Origin of the sequence: Nocardia sp. CC227C (assembly GCF_030767025.1) — a bacterium.
GTDB lineage: Bacteria > Actinomycetota > Actinomycetes > Mycobacteriales > Mycobacteriaceae > Nocardia.
The window spans coordinates 43,650-62,419 of the sequence record NZ_JASITE010000002.1; the positions used below are offsets into that span (position 1 = coordinate 43,650).

Below are 18,770 nucleotides of genomic sequence, written 5' to 3' on the forward strand. Positions count from 1 at the left end.
GAGTTCAGCGCCGCTCCGCTCGGCTCGCGGCACGCCGCTGCGCGCGATTGCCCGGATAGTGCGCCGTCACCTGCGGCCGGGCCTCCGACTCGAAGCGGTCGTAGGCGTCCACGATCTGCCCGACCAGCCGGTGGCGGACCACATCGCTGCTGGTGAGCTCGGCGATATGGATGTCCTCGATCCCATCCAGGATCTCCGTCGCCGCCCGCAGCCCCGACCGCGCGCCGCTGGGCAGGTCGACCTGGGTGATGTCACCGGTCACCACGATCTTCGATCCGAAGCCCAAGCGGGTGAGGAACATCTTCATCTGCTCGGCCGTGGTGTTCTGCGCCTCGTCCAGGATGATGAACGAATCATTAAGGGTCCGACCGCGCATGTACGCCAGCGGGGCGACCTCGATGACGCCCGCGGCCATGAGCTTCGGAATGGCCTCGGGATCCATCATGTCGTGCAGGGCGTCGTAGAGCGGGCGCAGGTACGGGTCGATCTTCTCGTTGAGCGTGCCGGGCAGGAAGCCCAGCCGCTCCCCCGCCTCGACCGCGGGCCGGGTCAGGATGATGCGGTTGACCTGCTTGGTCTGTAGCGCCTGCACGGCCTTGGCCATGGCGAGGTAGGTCTTGCCGGTACCGGCCGGACCCACGCCGAACACGATGGTGTGCTCGTCGATGGCGTCGACATAGCGCTTCTGATTGAGCGTCTTGGGCCGGATGGTCTTGCCGCGCCGGGACAGGATGTCCAGGCTCAGCACCTCCGCCGGGGAATCCGAGGAACCCTCGGTGAGCATGGAGTACGTGTGCCGGACCGCCTCGGGGGTCACCACCCGGTTGCGCGCGGTGAGCGCCACCAACTGGGCGATGACGCGCTCGGCGAGCGCCACATCGGCCGGTTTGCCGGTGAGGGTGACGGAATTGCCGCGGACGTGGATATCGGCGTCGAGCAGTCGTTCGAGTTCACGCAGGTTCTCATCCGCCGAACCCAGGAATCCGAACACCGATTCCGGTGCGAGTTCGATACTCGAACGCACGGTCCGCCCCGCCGGTCCGGACCCGTTGCCGCCGGCCCCGATGCCCGCGACGGGAGTGATCTGGTCGCCGTTTTCGCCTGGTGTTCTCAAAAGTGGCTATAGCCTGCTTTCCGGTCTCGAACGTCACCTTCGTTGATGAAAGTTTAGCGCTGCCCACCGACACGGCCCAGTGAATATGCTGCTACCGGCAGTGCCGCTGCGAGACCGTCACCCGGCCGAGCCGGGCTGGTGACCGGGGCGCGGCTCGGGCCGCGCCGCCGCCCAGTCGAGGGTGAAGTCGCGGAACCGCCGCACCGCCTCCGACGGCGCGGCGCCGGGCGACCAGATCATGCCCACGGTGCGCAGGGCGTTCGAATCGGCCAGCGGCAGCAGCGTCAGCCCCGGCTGGAGACCCGTGACGCGCGGGTCCTCGAGTGGCAGCAGCGCCACCCCGAGACCCACCGCGACCAGACCCGCGATGGTGCCGAGATTGCTGCATTCGAAGCCGATGCGGGGGCGGAAGTCGGCGGCGGCGCACAGGTCGTCGAGCACCCGCCGCATGCCGAAACCCGGGTGCATGGCAATGAATTCGGCATCGGCGGCATCGGCCAGGCCGACCTGCCGCCGCCCGGCGAGCCGATGGTCGGCGGGCACCGCCAGCGCCAGCTGCTGGCGCAGCAGCGGCCGCCAGCCCAACCCGGGCGCGGCCGGTTTGGGCGAGACCAGACCCAGATCGGCACGGCCGTCCAGCACCGCGGCGGTCACCGCGTCGGCCGCGTCCTGGCTCAGGGTGAAGGTGGTGCGCCCGGTGCGGCGGCGGAAGCCCGCGATCAGCTCGGGGACCAGACGCGCGCCCAGGGAATGCTGAAAGGCCAGTCGCACCACGCCTTTGGCGGGATTCGCGAGGTCGGCGAGTTCCCGCTCCGCGGCATCGAGCTCGGCTCGGGCGCGGCGCGCGTGCTCGTAGTAGACGCGCCCGAAGTCGTTGAGCGTGAGTCGTTTTCCGTACCGGTCGAACAGCCGCACGCCGAGGCGGCGTTCCAGGCGGGCCAGCATGCGCGACAGGGTCGGCTGGGTCAGGTGCAGGCGTTCGGCGGCAGCGCCGACGCGCTCGAGTTCGGCGAGCGTGATGAACCAGTGCAGATCGTCACCGGCCATCCCCGACCTCCATCGACTAGCTGCACAAATACTGATTCGGCATCAACTTCCCATTCATTATGCATTTCCTTTGTCATGCCCGGTGTGCGCATGGTGAGCAAATGAGCATCGCAGCGGCCGCTTCCGCCGAGCACTCGGCCCGGGACCGGCGGATCATTCTCGCCCTGTTCGCGGCGGGTCTGACCACCTTCGCGTCCATGTACAGCGCGCAGGCACTGCTCCCCAGCCTGTCGGCGGCGTTCGGGGCGGCTCCGGCGCACGCCGCGCTGGCGGTCTCGCTCACCACGGGAGTGCTGGCGCTGGCGATCGTGCCGGTGAGCGTGCTGTCGAATCGGTTCGGGCGCACCCGGGTGATGCGGGCGTCGGCGGTGGCGAGCTGTTCGATCGGGCTGCTGCTGCCCTTCGCGCCGACACTGGATGTGCTGCTGGCCGGTCGCGCCTTGCAGGGGCTCGCGCTGGCCGGGGTGCCCGCCGTGGCCATGGCGTATCTGGCCGAGGAGATCGGCTCGGCGGGGCTGGGCGCGGCCATGGGCGTCTATGTGTCGGGAACCAGCGTGGGCGGTCTGGCGGGACGGCTGATTCCGGCGGTGACGCTGGAGGCGGCCTCGTGGCGCTGGGCGGCGGCCGTGCTCGCGGTGGCGGCGGCGGGGTGCACCGTGTGGTTCGTGCGGGTGCTGCCCCCGTCGCGGCGCTTCACCCCGGTCACCGCCGACATCCGCACGCTCGCAGCGGATCTCGCGGGCCACCTGCGTCACCGCACCCTGCTCCCGCTGTTCGCTACGGCCTTCGTGCTGGCGGGCGGATTCACCGCCCTGTACAACTTCCTGGGCTTCCGCCTCACCCGACCGCCCTTCGAATTGTCCGAGGCCGTGGCGGGTTCGGTCTTCGCCATGTACCTGGCGGGCACCGTGACGGCCACGTTCGCGGGCCGCTGGGCCGATCGGCACGGCCGACACCGCGTCCTCGCCGCGGCCGTCATGGCCATGGCCGCGGGTGTGGCGCTCACCCTGCCCGACCGCCTGCCGCTCCTCCTGCTCGGCGTATTGCTCTGTACCGCAGGCTTCTTCGGGGCGCACGCGGTGGCCAGCGGCTGGGTGGGCGCGGCCGCCGTCGGCAACCGCGCCGCCGCATCGTCGCTCTACGTCTTCGCGTACTACCTGGGCAATTCGGTTATCGGCGGCGCGGCGGGCCTGGCGTACGGCCATCTGGGCTGGGCCGGGCTCTCCGCGTACGTGGCCGTACTCGTCGGCGCGGCCGCGCTGCTGGCGGTGCCGTTGTGCCGTGCCGCCCGGGCGGCACGGCACGCCCTCGCCGCACACGCCGCCGATAGCGACGCCTTCAGCACACCCGCACCGGGCGCGTCGGAACCGGTCTGAAACCCGTCGGCAACGGCACCGCCGCGTCGTCCTCCACCACTTGATCAACTCCGGATCGCAGGTCGTGTCGTCCTGCCCGTAGCGGGTCGTGCGGACTTGCCGTGCTGCGGGCTGCTCAGGCCTTGGTGGGCATGCTGCGCGACCCGGCTGCCGTATGTCACGGCTCGCACGGCAGCTCGATGGTGCGGCTGTCGGCGTGCGGGGCTACCAGCGGGGTGTCAGCGCGCCGAGCGCGCCGAGGGCGACCGCGGCGGCGGTGGAGGTGCGCAGCACGGTGGGGCCGAGCAGGACGATGGCCGCGCCCGCGTCGGCGAGTGCGGCCAGTTCGGCATCGTCCAGGCCGCCTTCGGGGCCGACGATGAGCACGATCTCGGGCGCGCCGTCGAAGGGCAGGCGGGTGAACCGGCCGGTGCCGGATTCGTGCAGGGCGGCGACGACCGCGCCCGCCGACTTGGCCGCGCGGACCAGGTCCAGCACGTCGGCGGTGCGGTGCAGGTCGGCCACGTCCGGGATGTAGGCGCGGCGCGATTGGCGGGCGGCCTGTTTGGCCGCCGTGCGCCATTTCTCTACGGCCTTGTGCGCCTTGGCTTCCCAGTTGGAGACGCAGCGGGCGGCCTGCCAGGGGACGATGGCGTCCGCGCCCGCCTCGGTCATGAGTTCCACGGCCAGTTCGGAGCGGTCGCTCTTGGGCAGTGCCTGGACCACCGTCACCCTCGGGGTCGCCGGGGCGGCGACCCGGCGGCCGAGAACCTTCAGTTCCAGCCGATCCTTCTGCGCCGCCACCACTTCCGATTCGGCGAGGACCCCGTGCCCGTCGGACAGGGTGATGGGCTCACCCACCCGAATGCGGCGCACCGTGGCGGCGTGCCGCCCCTCCGGGCCGTCCAGGACCGCGGTGCCGCCCGATTCGGGGACCTCGTCGAGGTAGAAGACGGTGGCGGCCACCGGCTCAGCGTCCGCTGAAGGAGGCGCGCAGCCGGGCGAACAGTCCGCTGTTGTGCTCGGACTGGGCCGAGAGCACCTCGGTGCGCTCGTTGCCGCGCAGGCCCTTGTACTTGCGCAGCAGGTCGGTCTGCTTGCCGTCCAGCTTGCTCGGGATGACGATGTCCAGGTGCGCGATCAGGTCGCCGCGGGAGTTGGCGCGCAGCTTGGGCATGCCGTGGCCGCGCAGCACCGACACCTCGCCGGGCTGGGTGCCCGCCGGAATGGTGAGTTCCACCGGTCCGTCGAGGATGGTGTCGATGACCACCGTCGCGCCCAGCGCCGCGTCCACCATGGGCACGCGGATGGTGCAGTGCAGATCGTCGCCGTCGCGCACGAAGGTGTCGTGCGGCTGCTCCACGATCTCCACGTACAGGTCACCGGCCGGGCCGCCGCCGGGGCCGACCTCGCCCTGCGCCGCCAGTCGCACGCGCATGCCGCTGGCCACGCCCGCCGGAATGGGCGCGGCGATCTCGCGCCGCGACCGCACCCGGCCGTCGCCGCCACACTTGCGGCACGGATCGGGAATGGTCTCACCCGCGCCACGGCAGGTCGGGCACGGCCGTGAGGTCATGACCTGGCCGAGGAAGGACCGTTGCACGGTCTGCACCTCACCCGCGCCGCCGCAGGTCTCACAGCGCACCGGCTTGGAGTTGCCATTGGTGCCCGCGCCCTGGCACAGGTCGCAGAGCACGGCGGTGTCGACGGTGAGGTGCTTGGTCACTCCCACCGCGCACTCCTGCAACGACAGCCGGGTCCGCAGCAGCGAATCCGCGCCGGGCTGCACTCGCCCGCGCGGCTTGCGCTGGCCACCGGAAGCGCCCATGCCGCCGAAGAACGCCTCGAAGACGTCGCCGAGGCCGCCGAAACCGGCACCCGAGAAGCCGCCGCCCATACCGCCGGACTCCAGCGGGTCGCCGCCGAGGTCCACGATGCGCCGCTTCTCCGGGTCGGTGAGCACCTCGTAGGCGCTCGACACCTCGCGGAAGCGCTCCTGCGCTCCCGGATCCGGATTCACATCGGGATGCAGTTCACGCGCCAGCTTGCGATAGGCGCGCTTGATCTCCTGGTCGGTCGCGTTCTGCGCGACACCGAGCAGTGCGTAATAGTCCCGTGCCACTTGCGCTCTCTAGTCCTGTCCTGGGGCTCATCCCCGCCCGTGCGGGGAAACACTCTTCAACCGGCTCACCGTTCGGCGAGCACCTCACCGATATACCGGGCGACCGCGGCCACCGAAGCAATGGTCCCGGGGTAGTCCATCCGGGTCGGACCGAGCACACCCATTCCCCCGAGCACGGTACCCGTTACGCCGTAGCCGGTGGACACCACCGCCGTGCCGCGCATCTGCTCGACCTTGGTCTCCTCCCCGATCTGCACGGTCACGGTACCCGGCTGCTGCGCCGCTGCCAGCAGCTTCAGCACGATCACCTGCTCCTCGAGCGCCTCCAGCACCGAGCGCAGCGAGCCCGGGAAGCCATTGCCCGCGAAATCGGAGGCGCTGCGGGTCAGATTGGCGGTGCCGCCGAGCACCAGCCGCTCCTCCGGATGTTCGACGAGGGTCTCCACCAGCACCGTCGACACCCGTACCAGCACATCCCGCAGTCTGGCCGGGGCGTGCTCGGGCAGTGCGGCGACCGCGGCCGAGGCCGTGCCGAGCCGCTTGCCGTCCATGGCGTTGCCGAGCATGCCGCGCAGCGCGGCCAGATCCTCCTCGGAGACCACATCGCCCAGATCCACCAGCCGCTGGTCGACGCGGCCGGTGTCGGTGATGACCACCAGCAGCAACCGGGCGGGATTGAGGGCGACCACCTCGAGATGGCGGACGGTGGAGGCGGTGACGGTCGGGTACTGCACCATGGCGACCTGGCGGGTCAGCTGGGCCAGCAGTCGCACCCCGCGCCGCAGCACGTCGTCGAGGTCGACGCCGTTCTCCAGGAATTCGATGATCGCCCGCCGCTCGGCCCCGGACAGCGGTTTCACCTCGGCGATGTGGTCGACGAACTGGCGATAGCCCTTGTCGGTGGGGATGCGGCCGGAGCTGGTGTGCGGCTGGGTGATGTAGCCCTCGGCCTCCAGTACCGCCATGTCGTTGCGCACGGTCGCGCTGGAAACGCCCAGGTTGTGCCGATCGACCAGACTCTTGGACCCGATCGGTTCCTTGGTCGCGATGTAGTCCGCGACGATCGCGCGCAGGACTTCGAGCCGTCGTTGCTCGGTGCTCGACATCTGCCCCACCTCCTCGTTCGCCTTCGGGTCCGCCGCCCGCCCGCACCGTTCGGAGCGCAGGGTGGACCCGCGGATTCCCGGTTGATCCGCGATCCAGTTTAATTGCCCGGCGGCGTATCGCCCGCGCACCCGTCGCCAGCTGCGTGGATACCTGCCGGAAGAACTACGGCAAGGTCATGCGCGGTTCATTGCCGGGTTTCCATTTGATGCCGCAACCGATGCTGGGCGCATGCGGTTCCGGGACGATGCCGCCCGCGAACACGAACGACACCGCCGACCGCAGCGACGCGCCGTCGGAGGGCAGGTCGTTGCCCGGGCGGGCGGCGTCGAACTCGCCGCGATAGGCCAGTCGGCGGTCGGCGTCGTAGAGGAAGAGGTCCGGTGTGCACTGGGCCCGGAATGCCTTGGCCACCTCCTGCGCTTCGTCGAGGAGGTACGGGAACCGGAATCCGGCCCGCTGCGCCTGCTCGCGCAGGTGGTCGGCGTCGTCGTCGGGGTAGTTGCGCACATCGTTGCTGCTGATCGCGACCGTGGCCAGGCCCTCACCGGCCAGTTCCGCGGTCACCGCGCCGAACGCGCGCTCGATCCGCCGCACGTACGGACAGTGATTCGACAGGAAGGCGACCAGCAGGGCCGGCTGGGCGGCGAAGCTGCCCAGCGAGTACGTGTCGCCGTCGACGGAGGGCAGGGTGAAGTCGGGGGCGGGCGTGCCGAGCTGAACCATCAGGGATTGGAGCGCCATCCGCCCATTGTCCGCCGCCGGGGCGCGACCGCGCAGGGTTCCGTGGGATCGCGAATCAGCTCAGTTCGGCGAAGAAGGCGCGGATGTCGGCGGCCAGGATGTCGGGGGTCTGCATGGCGGCGAAGTGGCCGCCGGAGTCGTAGTCGGTCCAGCGGACGATCTTGTTCACCTGTTCGGCATAGCGCCGGATGGCGACATCCTCGGCGAAATTGGCGACCGCCGTTGGGATGCGGGAGGGGGTGGGGAGATTGCGCGTGTGCAGCGACTCGTAATACAGCTGGGCCGAGGAGCTTCCGGTGTTGGTGAACCAGTAGACGGAGATGTTGGCCAGCAGGTGGTCGCGGTTCACCCGCTCGTCCAGGGTGCCGTCGGTTCCGGTCCAGGACTCGAATTTCTCGACGATCCAGGCGAGTTGGCCCGCCGGGGAGTCGGCCAGCGCGAAGCCGAGGGTGTGCGGCCGGGTGCCCTGGATCTGGAAGTAGCCGCTGCCGTCGGACAGGTAGCGGCCCAGGCGCACCAGCCGGATGCGCTCGAGTTCGGTGAGGGTCTCGACCTCCTGGTCGGGTACCGGGCCGTAGGGGATGAATCCCATGGTGGCGGCGTTGACGTGCACGCCGATCACGCTGTCGGCATCGATGCGGCCGAGGTCAGGGGCGATGAACGCGCCGAAGTCGCCACCCTGCACCCCGTAGCGCGGATAGCCGAGGCGGCGCATGAGTTCGGCGTAGGCGCGGGCGGTGCGGGTGCTGTCCCAGCCGATGTCGGGGGCGGGACCGGAGAAGCCGAAGTTGGGATGCGACGGAATGATCAGGTCGAAGACCGGGCCGTCGTCCCCGGGATCGGTGAGCGGTTCGATCACGTCCAGGAATTCCAGCACCGACCCGGGCCAGCCGTGCAGCAGCACCAGCGGGATGGCATCGGGGTGGCGAGAACGAATGTGCAGGAAGTGAATTCGCGTCCCGTCGATGGTGGTGCGGTACTGCGGATAGGAGTTGAGCCGCTTCTCCCACACCGTCCAGTCGAACCGCTCCGCCCAGTACCCGGCCAGCTCGCGCAGATAGTCGACCGGTACGCCGCGCGCCCAGCCGACGCCGGGAATCTGTGTCGGCCAGCGGGTTTCGCCGAGCCGTCGGCGCAGATCCGACAGCTCGTCCCGGCCGATCTCCACCTGGAACGGAACAATGTCCTCGTCGTACATGACGGATTTCCTCGCAGCCGCGATACGAACTCGAAAGCCCTGGTGAGCAGCAGCCTAGTCGGCTGCCCCGGTCTCGCGGCGCGGATTCGGCGCGCCCGCCCCCGTGATCGCCCCGGGTAGACCGGACCGCACTGCGGTCGGGCTATGTGAGCAGTGTGCGGACGACCGCGTCGGCCAGCAGGCGGCCGCGGTCGGTGAGGATCAGCCGGTCGGCGAGCCGGTCGGCGAGCCCGTCGGCGATGACCCGCGCGGCGGCGGCGCGACCGGCGGCATCGAGGTCGTCCAGGGGCAGGCCGCTGCGCAGGCGGACGGTGAGCATGACCCGCTCGGTGTAGCGCTCCTCGGCGGTGAGCGGTTCCCACCCCGCGGCGGGAAGTGCGCCGGTCGCCACCCGGTCCGCGTAGCGCGCCGGATGCTTCACATTCCACCAGCGGACGCCGCCGACGTGGCTGTGTGCGCCCGGGCCCGCGCCGAGCCAGTCGCCGCCGTCCCAGTAGCCGAGGTTGTGGCGGCAGCGGGCGGCGTCGTCGGCGGCCCAGTTGGAGACCTCGTACCAGCTCAGGCCCGCCTGTTCGAGGCGGGCGTCGAGGCGTTCGTAGCGGGCGGCGAGCACATCCTCGTCGGGGGCGGGCAGTTCACCGCGGCGCACACGGCGGGCCAGCGCGGTGCCGTCCTCGACGATGAGCGAATAGGCCGAGAGGTGGTCCACCCCCGCGGCGAGCACGGCGTCGATGCTGGCGTCCAGATCGGCGTCGGTCTCGCCCGGGGTGCCGTAGATGAGGTCCAGGTTGACGTGGTCGAATCCGGCGGCGCGCGCCTCCCGGGCGGCGGCCACCGCCCGGCCGGGGGTGTGCGTGCGGTCGAGCACCTTCAGCACGTGCGCGGCGGCGGACTGCATGCCCAGCGAGATGCGGGTGTATCCGGCCGCGCGCAGCCGCTCGAAGAAGGCCGGGGAGGTGGACTCCGGATTCGATTCGGTGGTGACCTCGGCGCCGGCGGCGAGGGTGAAGTTCGCCCGCACCGCGTCGAGCACGTCCGCCAGTCCGTCGCCGCCGAGCAGCGACGGCGTCCCGCCGCCGACGAACACGGTCTCCACCGGCGGCACCGCACTCGGCAGCGCCTCGAATTCCCGTGCCGCCGTGGCCAGTTCGCCGCGCAGCGCCTCGAACCAGGATTGCGGCGACGAGGAGCTGCCCAACTCCCCCGCCGTGTAGGTGTTGAAATCGCAGTACCCGCACCGCGTGGCGCAGAACGGCACGTGGATGTAGATCCCGAACGCCCCGCCCCCGAAGTCGCGCAGCGTCGGCGCCGACGACTCGGAGCCCGCCGGGGCGGCGTGAGCGGAGGACGGAGCGGATGCGGTCACCCCTCCAGTCTGACCGGTCGCGCACATCACACCGCAGCCGCCACCTCGCTGTGCATCCCGAATCCGCTCCCGCCCCGCGTGCCGGGCGGGCGCGGCGGGCCGGGCGGAACCGTCGACGGATTCAGTGGTCGACGACCGGGGTGTTCTGGCAGAAGGTGAGCAGCCAGCGGCCGTCCTCCTTCGTCATGCCGTAGAGCGGGCTGCCCTCGGACCGGAGTTCGCCGTCGTGGGACAGATAGCGCTGGCGCACCTTGGCCGGGCTATGAGACGCGTCACAAATCAGGTCGGCTGTCCAGGGGATTTCCCGGAGATGTCCGGAAAATACCGTCGAGCGGTCGGAACGACCCGTCTGACATGGCACAATAAGCTGCATGACGGCACTTGGGGTACGACTCGTGGCACGACGCCATGTCGACTTCAAGCGCGTCTGCAGCGCGAGCTGTCTGCCCGGAAGCCTCCGGTAGATCGGCTCCCCACTCTTCCCGGAAACCGGCGTCACCGCGACGCCGCGGAGACCGGTTCGCTGATAGCCGTATCACTGATATCGGAGGCGTGAGCCAGCCCCTCCCGCCTGCCCGCAAGACCCATCAGGAGCGATCCCCATGACGTCGAGCACCGACGCCACCAGTTCCGATTCCGCTCGCCCCGCCCGGCCGCCGCGCCCCGCCGCCGAGCGACGCGTGCGCCCGGACCGGCCGCGTTCGGAAGCGCCCGTGGCACCGCGGGAGCGCACCGGCCGACCGGTCCGCCGCAAGTCCGAGGGCCAGTGGGCGCTCGGCTACCGCGAGCCGCTGAACCCGAACGAGCAGAACAAGAAGGACGACAACCCGCTCAACGTCCGCGCCCGCATCGAGAACATCTACTCCAAGGCCGGATTCGACTCCATCGACAAGAGCGATCTGCGCGGCCGATTCCGCTGGTGGGGCCTCTACACCCAGCGCGAAGAGGGCTACGACGGCACCTGGACCGGCGACGAGAACATCGACATTCTCGAGGCGAAGTACTTCATGATGCGGGTGCGCTGCGACGCGGGCGCGCTCGACGCCCGGCAGTTACGCACCATCGGCGAGATCTCCACCGAATTCGGCCGCGACACCGCCGATCTCTCCGACCGCGAGAACGTGCAGTACCACTGGATCGAGATCGAGAACGTGCCGGAGATCTGGCGGCGGCTCGAGGAGGTCGGCCTGCACACCACCGAGGCGTGCGGCGACTGCCCGCGCGTCATCCTCGGTTCGCCGCTGGCCGGTGAATCCTTCGGCGAAATCCTCGATCCCACACCGGCCATCGACGAGATCGTGAAGCGCTACATCGGCGACAAGCGCTACTCCAACCTGCCGCGCAAGTTCAAGACCGCCATCTCCGGCCAGCAGGACGTGGTGCACGAGATCAACGACGTCGCCTTCATCGGCGTCGAGCATCCCGAGCACGGTCCCGGACTCGATGTCTGGGTCGGCGGCGGACTGTCCACCAACCCCATGCTGGCGCAGCGTCTTGGCGCGTGGGTGCCCCTCGACGAGGTGCCCGACGTGTGGGAGGCCATCGTGGCGCTCTACCGCGACTACGGCTACCGCCGACTGCGCACCAAGGCCCGCATCAAGTTCCTGGTGAAGGACTGGGGCATCGAGAAGTTCCGCGAGGTGCTCGAGACCGAGTACCTGAAGCGCAAGCTCGTCGACGGCCCCGCCCCGGAGCGGCCCGCGCGCCCCATCGACCACATCGGGGTGCAGAAGCTGCGCAACGGGCTCAACGCGGTCGGCTTCTCCCCCATCGCCGGTCGCGTCTCGGGCACCATCCTGCAGCAGGTGGCCGACGCGGTGGAGCGGGTCGGCTCCGATCGGGTGCGTTTCACCCCCTACCAGAAGCTCATCGTCCTGGATGTGGCCGACGACAAGGTCGATCAGCTGATCGACGAGCTGGCACCGCTGGGACTGCACGCCCGCCCGTCGCACTGGCGGCGGAATCTGCTGGCGTGCAGCGGTATCGAGTTCTGCAAGCTGTCGTTCGTGGAGACCCGCAAGCGCTCGCAGGTGCTGGCCCCCGAGCTCGAGCAGCGGCTCGCGGATATCAATGCCGATCTGGACGTGCCGATCACCATCAATATCAACGGCTGCCCGAACTCCTGCGGCCGGTCCCAGATCGCCGATATCGGCTTCAAGGGCCAGCTCGTCGACGACGGCGACGGGAATCAGGTGGAGGGCTTCCAGGTTCATCTCGGTGGCAGCCTCGGGCTCGACAGCGGTTTCGGCCGCAAGCTGCGCCAGCACAAGGTGACCAGCGCCGAGCTCGGCGACTACATCGAGCGCGTGGTGCGCAACTTCGTCAAGAACCGTGACGGTGAAGAACGGTTCGCGCAGTGGGCTGTTCGCGCCGACGAGGCAGATCTGCGGTAGTTGGGAGATATCCGGTATGAAAACGAAACTCGCTGAATCCGAACTGCGGGCCATCGCCGAGAAGGGCGCGGCCGAACTCGGTCCGGACGCCTCCGCACAGGAACTGCTGCGCTGGACCGAGGACACCTTCGGATCCGATTACATCGTCGCCTCCAATATGCAGGACGCCGTGCTGGTGCAGCTGGCCGCGCAGGTCCGCGCGGGCGTCGACGTGCTGTTCCTCGACACCGGCTACCACTTCGCCGAGACCATCGGCACCCGCGACGCCGTGGAGACGGTCTACGGCGTGAACATCGTCAACGTCACACCCGAACACACTGTGGCCGAACAGGATCAGCTGCTCGGCAAGGATCTGTTCGCCCGCGACGCCGGGGAGTGCTGCCGCCTGCGCAAGGTGGTGCCGCTGCGCAAGTCGCTGTCCGGCTACAACGCCTGGGTGACCGGTATCCGCCGGGTGGAGTCCCCGACCCGCGCCAACGCGCCCCTGATCTCCTTCGACGAGGCGTTCGGCCTGGTGAAGATCAATCCGATCGCCGCCTGGTCCGACGAAGAGATGGCCGCCTATATCGAGGCCAACGGCATCCTCGTCAATCCCCTTGTGGAAGAGGGATATCCGTCCATCGGTTGCGCTCCGTGCACACGGAAGCCGGAACCGGGATCCGATCCGCGATCCGGCCGCTGGGCCGGGCTCGCCAAGACCGAATGCGGGTTGCACGCCTCATGACCAGTTTGATCGAGCCGAACGCTGTCACCGACACCCCTGTCACCGACAACACCGTCCCCGAATTCGACACCCTGGCCGCGCTGGAGTCGGAGTCCATCCACATCTTCCGCGAGGTGGCGGGTGAGTTCGAGCGGCCGGTGATCCTGTTCTCCGGCGGCAAGGACTCCACGGTGCTGCTGCACCTGGCCATCAAGGCGTTCTGGCCCGCGCCGCTGCCCTTCGCGCTGCTGCACGTGGACACCGGGCACAACCTGCCCGAGGTGCTGGAGTTCCGCGACAAGGTGGTCGAGAAGTACGGGCTGCGCCTGCATGTCGCCTCGGTCGAGGAGTACCTGGCCGACGGGCGGCTGACCGAGCGCCCCGACGGCATCCGCAATCCGCTGCAGACCGTGCCGCTGCTGGACGCCATCACCGAGAACCGCTTCGACGCGGTCTTCGGCGGCGGCCGCCGCGACGAGGAGCGCTCGCGCGCCAAGGAGCGCATCTTCTCGCTGCGCGACGCCTTCGGGCGCTGGGATCCCAAGCGGCAGCGGCCGGAGCTGTGGAACCTGTACAACGGTCGCCACGCACCCGGTGAGCATGTGCGGGTGTTCCCGCTGTCCAACTGGACCGAGCTGGATATCTGGCGCTACATCGCCCGCGAGAACGTGGAGCTGGCCACCATCTACTACGCCCACGAGCGCCCGGTGTACCTGCGCGACGGCATGTGGATGACCCCGGGCAGCTGGGGCGGACCGGCCGAGGGTGAGGAGCTGGTCGTCAAATCGGTGCGCTACCGCACCGTCGGCGACGGCTCCACCACGGGCGCGATCATCTCCGATGCCGCCGACAACGCGGCGATCCTCGCCGAGGTGGCCGCGTCCCGGCTCACCGAACGTGGCGCGACCCGCGGCGACGACCGCGTCTCCGAGGCCGCCATGGAAGACCGTAAACGAGAGGGTTATTTCTGATGTCTGCCGAGCGCAGCCTGCGGAGCGAGCATCCGGCACAGCTTTTGCGACTCGCCACCGCCGGGTCGGTGGACGACGGCAAGTCCACCCTGGTCGGACGCCTGCTGTACGACACCAAATCGGTTCTGGCCGACCAGATCGACGCGGTCACCCGCGCCTCGGTCGACAAGGGCCTGTCCACCCCGGACCTCTCGCTGCTGGTGGACGGCCTGCGCGCCGAGCGCGAACAGGGCATCACCATCGACGTGGCGTACCGCTACTTCGCCACGCCCAAGCGGTCTTTCGTGCTCGCGGATACGCCGGGGCATGTGCAGTACACGCGCAATACCGTCTCCGGCGCGTCCACCGCGCAGCTGGTGATCCTGCTCGTGGACGCCCGCAAGGGCGTGATCGAGCAGACCCGCCGCCACGCCGCCGTCATGGCGCTGCTGGGCGTGCCGAAGCTGGTACTGGCGGTCAACAAGATCGACCTGGTGGACGATCCGGCCGCCGTGTTCGACCGGATCCGCGGCGAATTCGGTGAACTCACGGCCAAACTCGGCTGGGCTCCCGAGGACGTGCAGGAGATTCCGGTGTCGGCGCTGCACGGCGACAATGTCGCCTCGCGCTCGGAGAACACCCCGTACTACACCGGCCCCTCACTCATCGAGCACCTGGAATCGGTGCCGGTGGACGCCGACAGCCACGGCCGCCACGAGGTGGGGCTGCGCTTCCCCGTGCAGTACGTGATCCGGCCGCGCACCGCCGAGTACCCGGACTACCGCGGCTACGCCGGTCAGGTCACCGCGGGCGTGGTCACCAAGGGCGACGAGGTCGTGGTGCTGCCCTCGGGCACCCGCACCACCGTCGAGCGCATCGACACCCCCGATGGTGAACTGCCGCAGGCACAGCCGGGTCGCAGCGTCACCCTGGTGCTGGCCGACGACGTGGACGTCTCGCGCGGCGACACCATCGCCGCCGCGGCCGACGCCCCCGAGCCCATCGACTCCTTCGACGCCACCGTGTGCTGGCTCGGTGACAAGCCGCTGCGCCCGGGCGCGCGCCTGCTGCTCAAGCACGGCACCCGCACCACCCAGGCCATCGTGGGCGCACTGCTGGAGCGTTTCGACGAACAGCATCTGGCCGCCGACCCCAACCCGGAAACCCTGTCGCTCAACGACATCGGCCGTATCTCGGTGCGCGTGGCCGATCCCGTCGTCGCCGACGACTACAGCGTCAACCGGCACACCGGTTCCTTCCTGCTCATCGACCCCGCGGGCGGCAACACCCTCGCCGCGGGCCTGGTGGGCGATGCGCTGACCGCCGTCGAGGTCGGTGCGGAGATCGGCGTGTGAGCAGCGCGGAGACGGGTCCGTCACCGGTGAGCGAGTTCACCGAGGGTTGGGGTGGTTCGGTCGCCGGAGCGCTCGGCGGCCGGTTCCCGGCACCGGAGGTCGTCGCTACCGCACGGCGCGGGCGCGACTCGCGACGCACGGCCGGGCGCGTGGTGGCACCGCACGCCGCGCCGCGCGCCGACGCGGTATCTCGCGATCACGCTGCGCACCGAGCTCCCGCACTGATCCTGGTGGCGCACGGCAGCCGTGATCCGCGCTCTGCCGCGACGATGCACGCCCTCACGGAACGGATTTCCGCCGCGCGTCCGGATCTGGATGTGCGCCTGGCGTTTCTGGATCTGAGCACGCCGTCGGTGGAGCAGGTCGTGGCGACCGTGGCCGCGGATGGTCATTCGCATGCCGTGGTGGTGCCGCTGTTGCTGGGCAAGGCTTTTCACGCCCGGGTGGACCTGCCCGGGTTGCTGGCGCATGCCGGTGCCCGGCACCCGCGACTGCGGCTGACCCAGGCCGATGTGCTCGGACCCGATCCGCTTCTGGTCGAAGTACTGCGTGACCGTGTGCTCGAGTCGCTGACCGCCGGATCATGCGGGGAGGCGTTGCGCTCCGCGCGCATCGACGCGACTTCGATCGCCGCGTCACGCGTCGACGTGGACGCTGTCGCCGCCTCGCCTCTGACGAGCGGGCCGCACCTGGGCGTCGCGGTGGCGGCCGTGGGCTCGTCGTCGACCGCGGCGAACGAACGCACAGCACAGGTGGCGCGGCTGCTCACCGCCCACACCGGCTGGTCCACCGAGATCTGTTTCGCCACCATCGAACCCACGGTCACCGCCGCGCTGTCGCGCCTGCGCGCCCGCGGTGCGCGGCAACTCCTGGTCGCCCCGTGGTTCCTGGCTCCCGGGCTGCTCACCGACCGACTGGCGACCGCGGCCCCCGATGTCACCCACACCGCGGCGATCGGCACACACCCGCGGCTCGTCCAGGTCGCACTGGACCGCTTCGACGCCGCGGCGTCACTCCCCCGCACGCTGACCGCCTGAATCCATCCGGGAACGATGACCGTCGCGCGGCCGTCCGGCACCATCGGCCCGAGCCTGGTACCCCCGCCCGGGACTGCTCGGGCCGACAGCCGCATGCGTGCCGGCGTACCGGCGACTACATGCAGGCTTCGTAGTCCTTGCCGAAGGAACCGGTGATGCTGGAACACATGTCGTCGTCGATCGGAGCGGTCCGGGCGTCGGGTACGACGATGTCGGCGCTCGGGGCCTCGACCAGCGGGATATCGGCGACAGCCGGTCCCGCGAGGGCGGCGGCCGCGCCGATCCCGAGGGCGAGGACGCCGGTCCGCAGCAGGATGCGCATGAGGGACTCCTTTTTGAAAGGCGGTAGTTTCACAAACGCCCTCCGCACCATACCCACCACGGACCGATCGCGCCCGGAAACCGCGGCACCCACCCGCGCCCCGGGCCGAATCCAGTCGATCGCCGCACGCACGCCGTCCCGCACCCCCGAGACGAGCACGGGGGCCGGGGATGCCGCTCGGCCGCGTCCCGCGCACCGATACGCTGGGCCGGTGATCAAGGCTGTGGTGTTCGACGTGGGCGAGACGCTGATCGACGAGACGCGGATCTGGTGCCGCTGGGCCGACCGGCTGGGGGTGCCCCGGTTCGCCATGCTCGGGGTGATCGGCGGAATGGCCGCCACCGGGCGACCATTGGCCGACGCCTTCGAAGTACTCTCGCCCGGAATCGATCTGGAGGAAGAACAGATCGCCTGGGCGGCGGAGGAGCCCGACAGCCTGCGGGTGAACTTCGACGCCGACGATCTGTATCCGGATGTGCGGCGGGCACTGGCCACACTGCGTGCCCGCGGGCTGCGCGTGATCATCGCGGGCAATCAGCCGCCGCAGGCCAAGGCCGCACTGGAACGGATGGACCTGCCCGTCGACGCCGTCTACACCTCCGCCGAATGGGAGTTCGAGAAGCCGGATCCGAAGTTCTTCGACAAGGTGGTGGAGGTGACCGAGTTGCGGCCGTCCGAGATCTGCTACGTCGGCGACCGGGTCGACAACGATGTCATGCCCGCCAATGCCGCGGGCATGGTGCCGGTGCTCATCCGGCGTGGCCCATGGGGCTACCTGCATGCGGAACTGCCCCAGGCCACCCGCTACGGGGTGGTGGTCGACGGGCTGGACGCACTGCCCGATCTGCTCGCCCCCACCGATCGCTGAGTTCTCGCCGCCGAACGCGACGACCGATTCCCGCCGGATCCGAACCCGCGCCCGTCCTTTACTAGACGTGTCAACAAAACAGTCTCTACCGCAAGGGGATAGCGCGATGGGTTCTCGCTTCGAGTCGAAAGTCGTCCTGATCACCGGTGCCACCTCGGGCATCGGCGCGGCCGTGGCGCGGCGGGTCGCCGCCGAGGGCGGCGCCGTGGTGCTGGGCGCGCGCAGCAAGGAGGCCGGCGACCGGATGGCCGAGGAAATCCGGACGGCCGGTGGGCGGGCGGTCTTCGTACCCACCGATGTCACCGTGGAGGCCGATGTCGAACGCCTCACGGCCGCGGCGGTGCACGAATTCGGCAGGCTGGACGCCGCTTTCAACAATGCCGGGGCACTGAACACGTTCGGCGATATCGAGACGATCGACGAATCCGGCTGGCGCGCCGATCTGGAGCTCAACCTCACCAGCGTGTATTACGGCCTGCGGCACCAGGTTCCGGCATTGGCGGCATCGGGCGGCGGCGCGATTCTCAACAACGCCTCCAATCTGGGAGTCGTCGGCATGGGACAGGTCGCCCCGTACGTGGCGGCCAAGCACGGCGTCATCGGACTCACCCGAGCGGTCGCGCTGGAGTCCGCCGGACGCGGAATCCGGGTCAACGCGGTGGTTTCCGGGGCCGTGGACACCCCCGCCTTCCGCGATTCCATGGGCGCGACGCCCGAGGGCGAGGCGGCGATCGCCGCCCTGCACCCCCTCGGACGCATCGCCGCCCCCGACGAGATCGCCGCCTTCTGCGCCTACTTGCTCAGCGACGAGGCGAGCTTCGTCACCGGCGCGGCCCTGGCGATCGACGGCGGCTTCACCGCACGCTGACCGGGGCGGCCGTCCGTCGAGCGGCGGGCGGTCGAGCGGCGGGCGGTCGAGCGGCCCACCCCGCGTCGTGGGCACGGGAGAACGACGCGGGGTGGGCCCGTTGGAGGCCGCCCGAGCACGTAACCGGTGGCATGCCGGTGACACGAAGGGCAATTCGTCGTGCTGGGCGGCGAGCCGACCGTCACTGGGTCGCACGGGGGCGTGACGGCCGACCAGCTGGGGGG

General features: G+C 70.0%; 19 protein-coding genes. 9 read left to right on the forward strand and 10 right to left on the reverse strand.

Translation table 11 applies throughout. The features are described from left to right. Positions 1 to 4 precede the first annotated feature (4 nt). Positions 5 to 1,084, reverse strand: coding sequence for a PhoH family protein (locus QMO76_RS03515; RefSeq protein WP_306360167.1), 1,080 nt, complete (start codon positions 1,082 to 1,084; stop codon positions 5 to 7). Positions 1,085 to 1,231: 147 nt separating this feature from the next. Continuing rightward, positions 1,232 to 2,161: a LysR family transcriptional regulator gene (locus tag QMO76_RS03520; RefSeq protein ID WP_306359702.1), complete on the reverse strand. Its 930-nt coding sequence runs from the start codon at positions 2,159 to 2,161 to the stop codon at positions 1,232 to 1,234. Between the two features lie 101 nt (positions 2,162 to 2,262). On the opposite strand from QMO76_RS03520, the gene QMO76_RS03525 reads away from it, so the two are divergent. Then, positions 2,263 to 3,537: an MFS transporter gene (locus tag QMO76_RS03525; protein ID WP_306359703.1), complete on the forward strand. Its 1,275-nt coding sequence runs from the start codon at positions 2,263 to 2,265 to the stop codon at positions 3,535 to 3,537. 204 nt (positions 3,538 to 3,741) lie between these two features. On the opposite strand, the gene QMO76_RS03530 is transcribed toward QMO76_RS03525, so the two are convergent. The 7 genes from QMO76_RS03530 to QMO76_RS03560 form a co-directional block, all read right to left on the reverse strand. Continuing rightward, a complete protein-coding gene (locus QMO76_RS03530; protein WP_306359704.1) occupies positions 3,742 to 4,482 on the reverse strand; it encodes a 16S rRNA (uracil(1498)-N(3))-methyltransferase in 741 nt (246 codons plus the stop codon). Between the two features lie 4 nt (positions 4,483 to 4,486). After that, positions 4,487 to 5,638, reverse strand: a complete 1,152-nt coding sequence (gene dnaJ / locus QMO76_RS03535) for a molecular chaperone DnaJ (RefSeq protein ID WP_306359705.1) — start codon at positions 5,636 to 5,638, stop codon at positions 4,487 to 4,489. A gap of 65 nt (positions 5,639 to 5,703) precedes the next feature. Beyond that, positions 5,704 to 6,744 (reverse strand): heat-inducible transcriptional repressor HrcA, encoded by a 1,041-nt coding sequence (gene hrcA / locus QMO76_RS03540; RefSeq protein ID WP_306359706.1) that lies wholly within the window; start codon positions 6,742 to 6,744, stop codon positions 5,704 to 5,706. A 163-nt stretch (positions 6,745 to 6,907) separates the two neighbouring features. Beyond that, the gene (locus tag QMO76_RS03545; RefSeq protein WP_306359707.1) at positions 6,908 to 7,486 is read right to left on the reverse strand and encodes a thioredoxin family protein; all 579 of its coding nucleotides are present in this window, start codon (positions 7,484 to 7,486) and stop codon (positions 6,908 to 6,910) included. A gap of 55 nt (positions 7,487 to 7,541) precedes the next feature. After that, positions 7,542 to 8,684, reverse strand: coding sequence for an epoxide hydrolase family protein (locus QMO76_RS03550; RefSeq protein WP_306359708.1), 1,143 nt, complete (start codon positions 8,682 to 8,684; stop codon positions 7,542 to 7,544). Positions 8,685 to 8,826: 142 nt separating this feature from the next. Next, the gene (gene hemW, locus QMO76_RS03555; protein WP_372341892.1) at positions 8,827 to 10,050 is read right to left on the reverse strand and encodes a radical SAM family heme chaperone HemW; all 1,224 of its coding nucleotides are present in this window, start codon (positions 10,048 to 10,050) and stop codon (positions 8,827 to 8,829) included. Between the two features lie 121 nt (positions 10,051 to 10,171). Next, positions 10,172 to 10,300, reverse strand: coding sequence for a hypothetical protein (locus tag QMO76_RS03560; protein WP_306359709.1), 129 nt, complete (start codon positions 10,298 to 10,300; stop codon positions 10,172 to 10,174). A gap of 121 nt (positions 10,301 to 10,421) precedes the next feature. On the opposite strand from QMO76_RS03560, the gene QMO76_RS35260 reads away from it, so the two are divergent. From QMO76_RS35260 to QMO76_RS03585, 6 genes are all read left to right on the forward strand, one after another. Next, a complete protein-coding gene (locus tag QMO76_RS35260; RefSeq protein WP_368857812.1) occupies positions 10,422 to 10,514 on the forward strand; it encodes an Ms4527A family Cys-rich leader peptide in 93 nt (30 codons plus the stop codon). A 138-nt stretch (positions 10,515 to 10,652) separates the two neighbouring features. Beyond that, positions 10,653 to 12,443, forward strand: a complete 1,791-nt coding sequence (locus QMO76_RS03565) for a nitrite/sulfite reductase (RefSeq protein ID WP_306359710.1) — start codon at positions 10,653 to 10,655, stop codon at positions 12,441 to 12,443. Positions 12,444 to 12,459: 16 nt separating this feature from the next. Beyond that, positions 12,460 to 13,167: a phosphoadenylyl-sulfate reductase gene (locus QMO76_RS03570; protein ID WP_306359711.1), complete on the forward strand. Its 708-nt coding sequence runs from the start codon at positions 12,460 to 12,462 to the stop codon at positions 13,165 to 13,167. Beyond that, entirely contained in the window at positions 13,146 to 14,117 is a 972-nt protein-coding gene (gene cysD, locus QMO76_RS03575) for a sulfate adenylyltransferase subunit CysD (protein WP_306359712.1), read from the forward strand. Before QMO76_RS03570 ends, cysD begins: the two co-directional genes overlap by 22 nt. Further along, complete coding sequence (locus tag QMO76_RS03580) at positions 14,117 to 15,451, forward strand: sulfate adenylyltransferase subunit 1 (protein ID WP_306359713.1); 1,335 nt, start codon at positions 14,117 to 14,119, stop codon at positions 15,449 to 15,451. The genes cysD and QMO76_RS03580 overlap by 1 nt, the downstream gene beginning before the upstream one ends. A gap of 221 nt (positions 15,452 to 15,672) precedes the next feature. Then, positions 15,673 to 16,488 carry a sirohydrochlorin chelatase gene (locus tag QMO76_RS03585; protein WP_306360169.1) on the forward strand — a complete coding sequence of 272 codons (816 nt, stop codon included), beginning with the start codon at positions 15,673 to 15,675 and terminating at the stop codon, positions 16,486 to 16,488. A gap of 115 nt (positions 16,489 to 16,603) precedes the next feature. Here the strand turns inward: QMO76_RS03585 and QMO76_RS03590 are convergent, their stop codons facing one another. After that, a complete protein-coding gene (locus QMO76_RS03590; RefSeq protein ID WP_306359714.1) occupies positions 16,604 to 16,810 on the reverse strand; it encodes a hypothetical protein in 207 nt (68 codons plus the stop codon). Between the two features lie 211 nt (positions 16,811 to 17,021). Between QMO76_RS03590 and QMO76_RS03595 the strand changes: the two genes are divergently transcribed. Beyond that, complete coding sequence (locus QMO76_RS03595) at positions 17,022 to 17,678, forward strand: HAD family hydrolase (RefSeq protein ID WP_306359715.1); 657 nt, start codon at positions 17,022 to 17,024, stop codon at positions 17,676 to 17,678. A gap of 106 nt (positions 17,679 to 17,784) precedes the next feature. Then, entirely contained in the window at positions 17,785 to 18,546 is a 762-nt protein-coding gene (locus QMO76_RS03600; RefSeq protein ID WP_306359716.1) for an SDR family NAD(P)-dependent oxidoreductase, read from the forward strand. Positions 18,547 to 18,770: the final 224 nt, after the last annotated feature.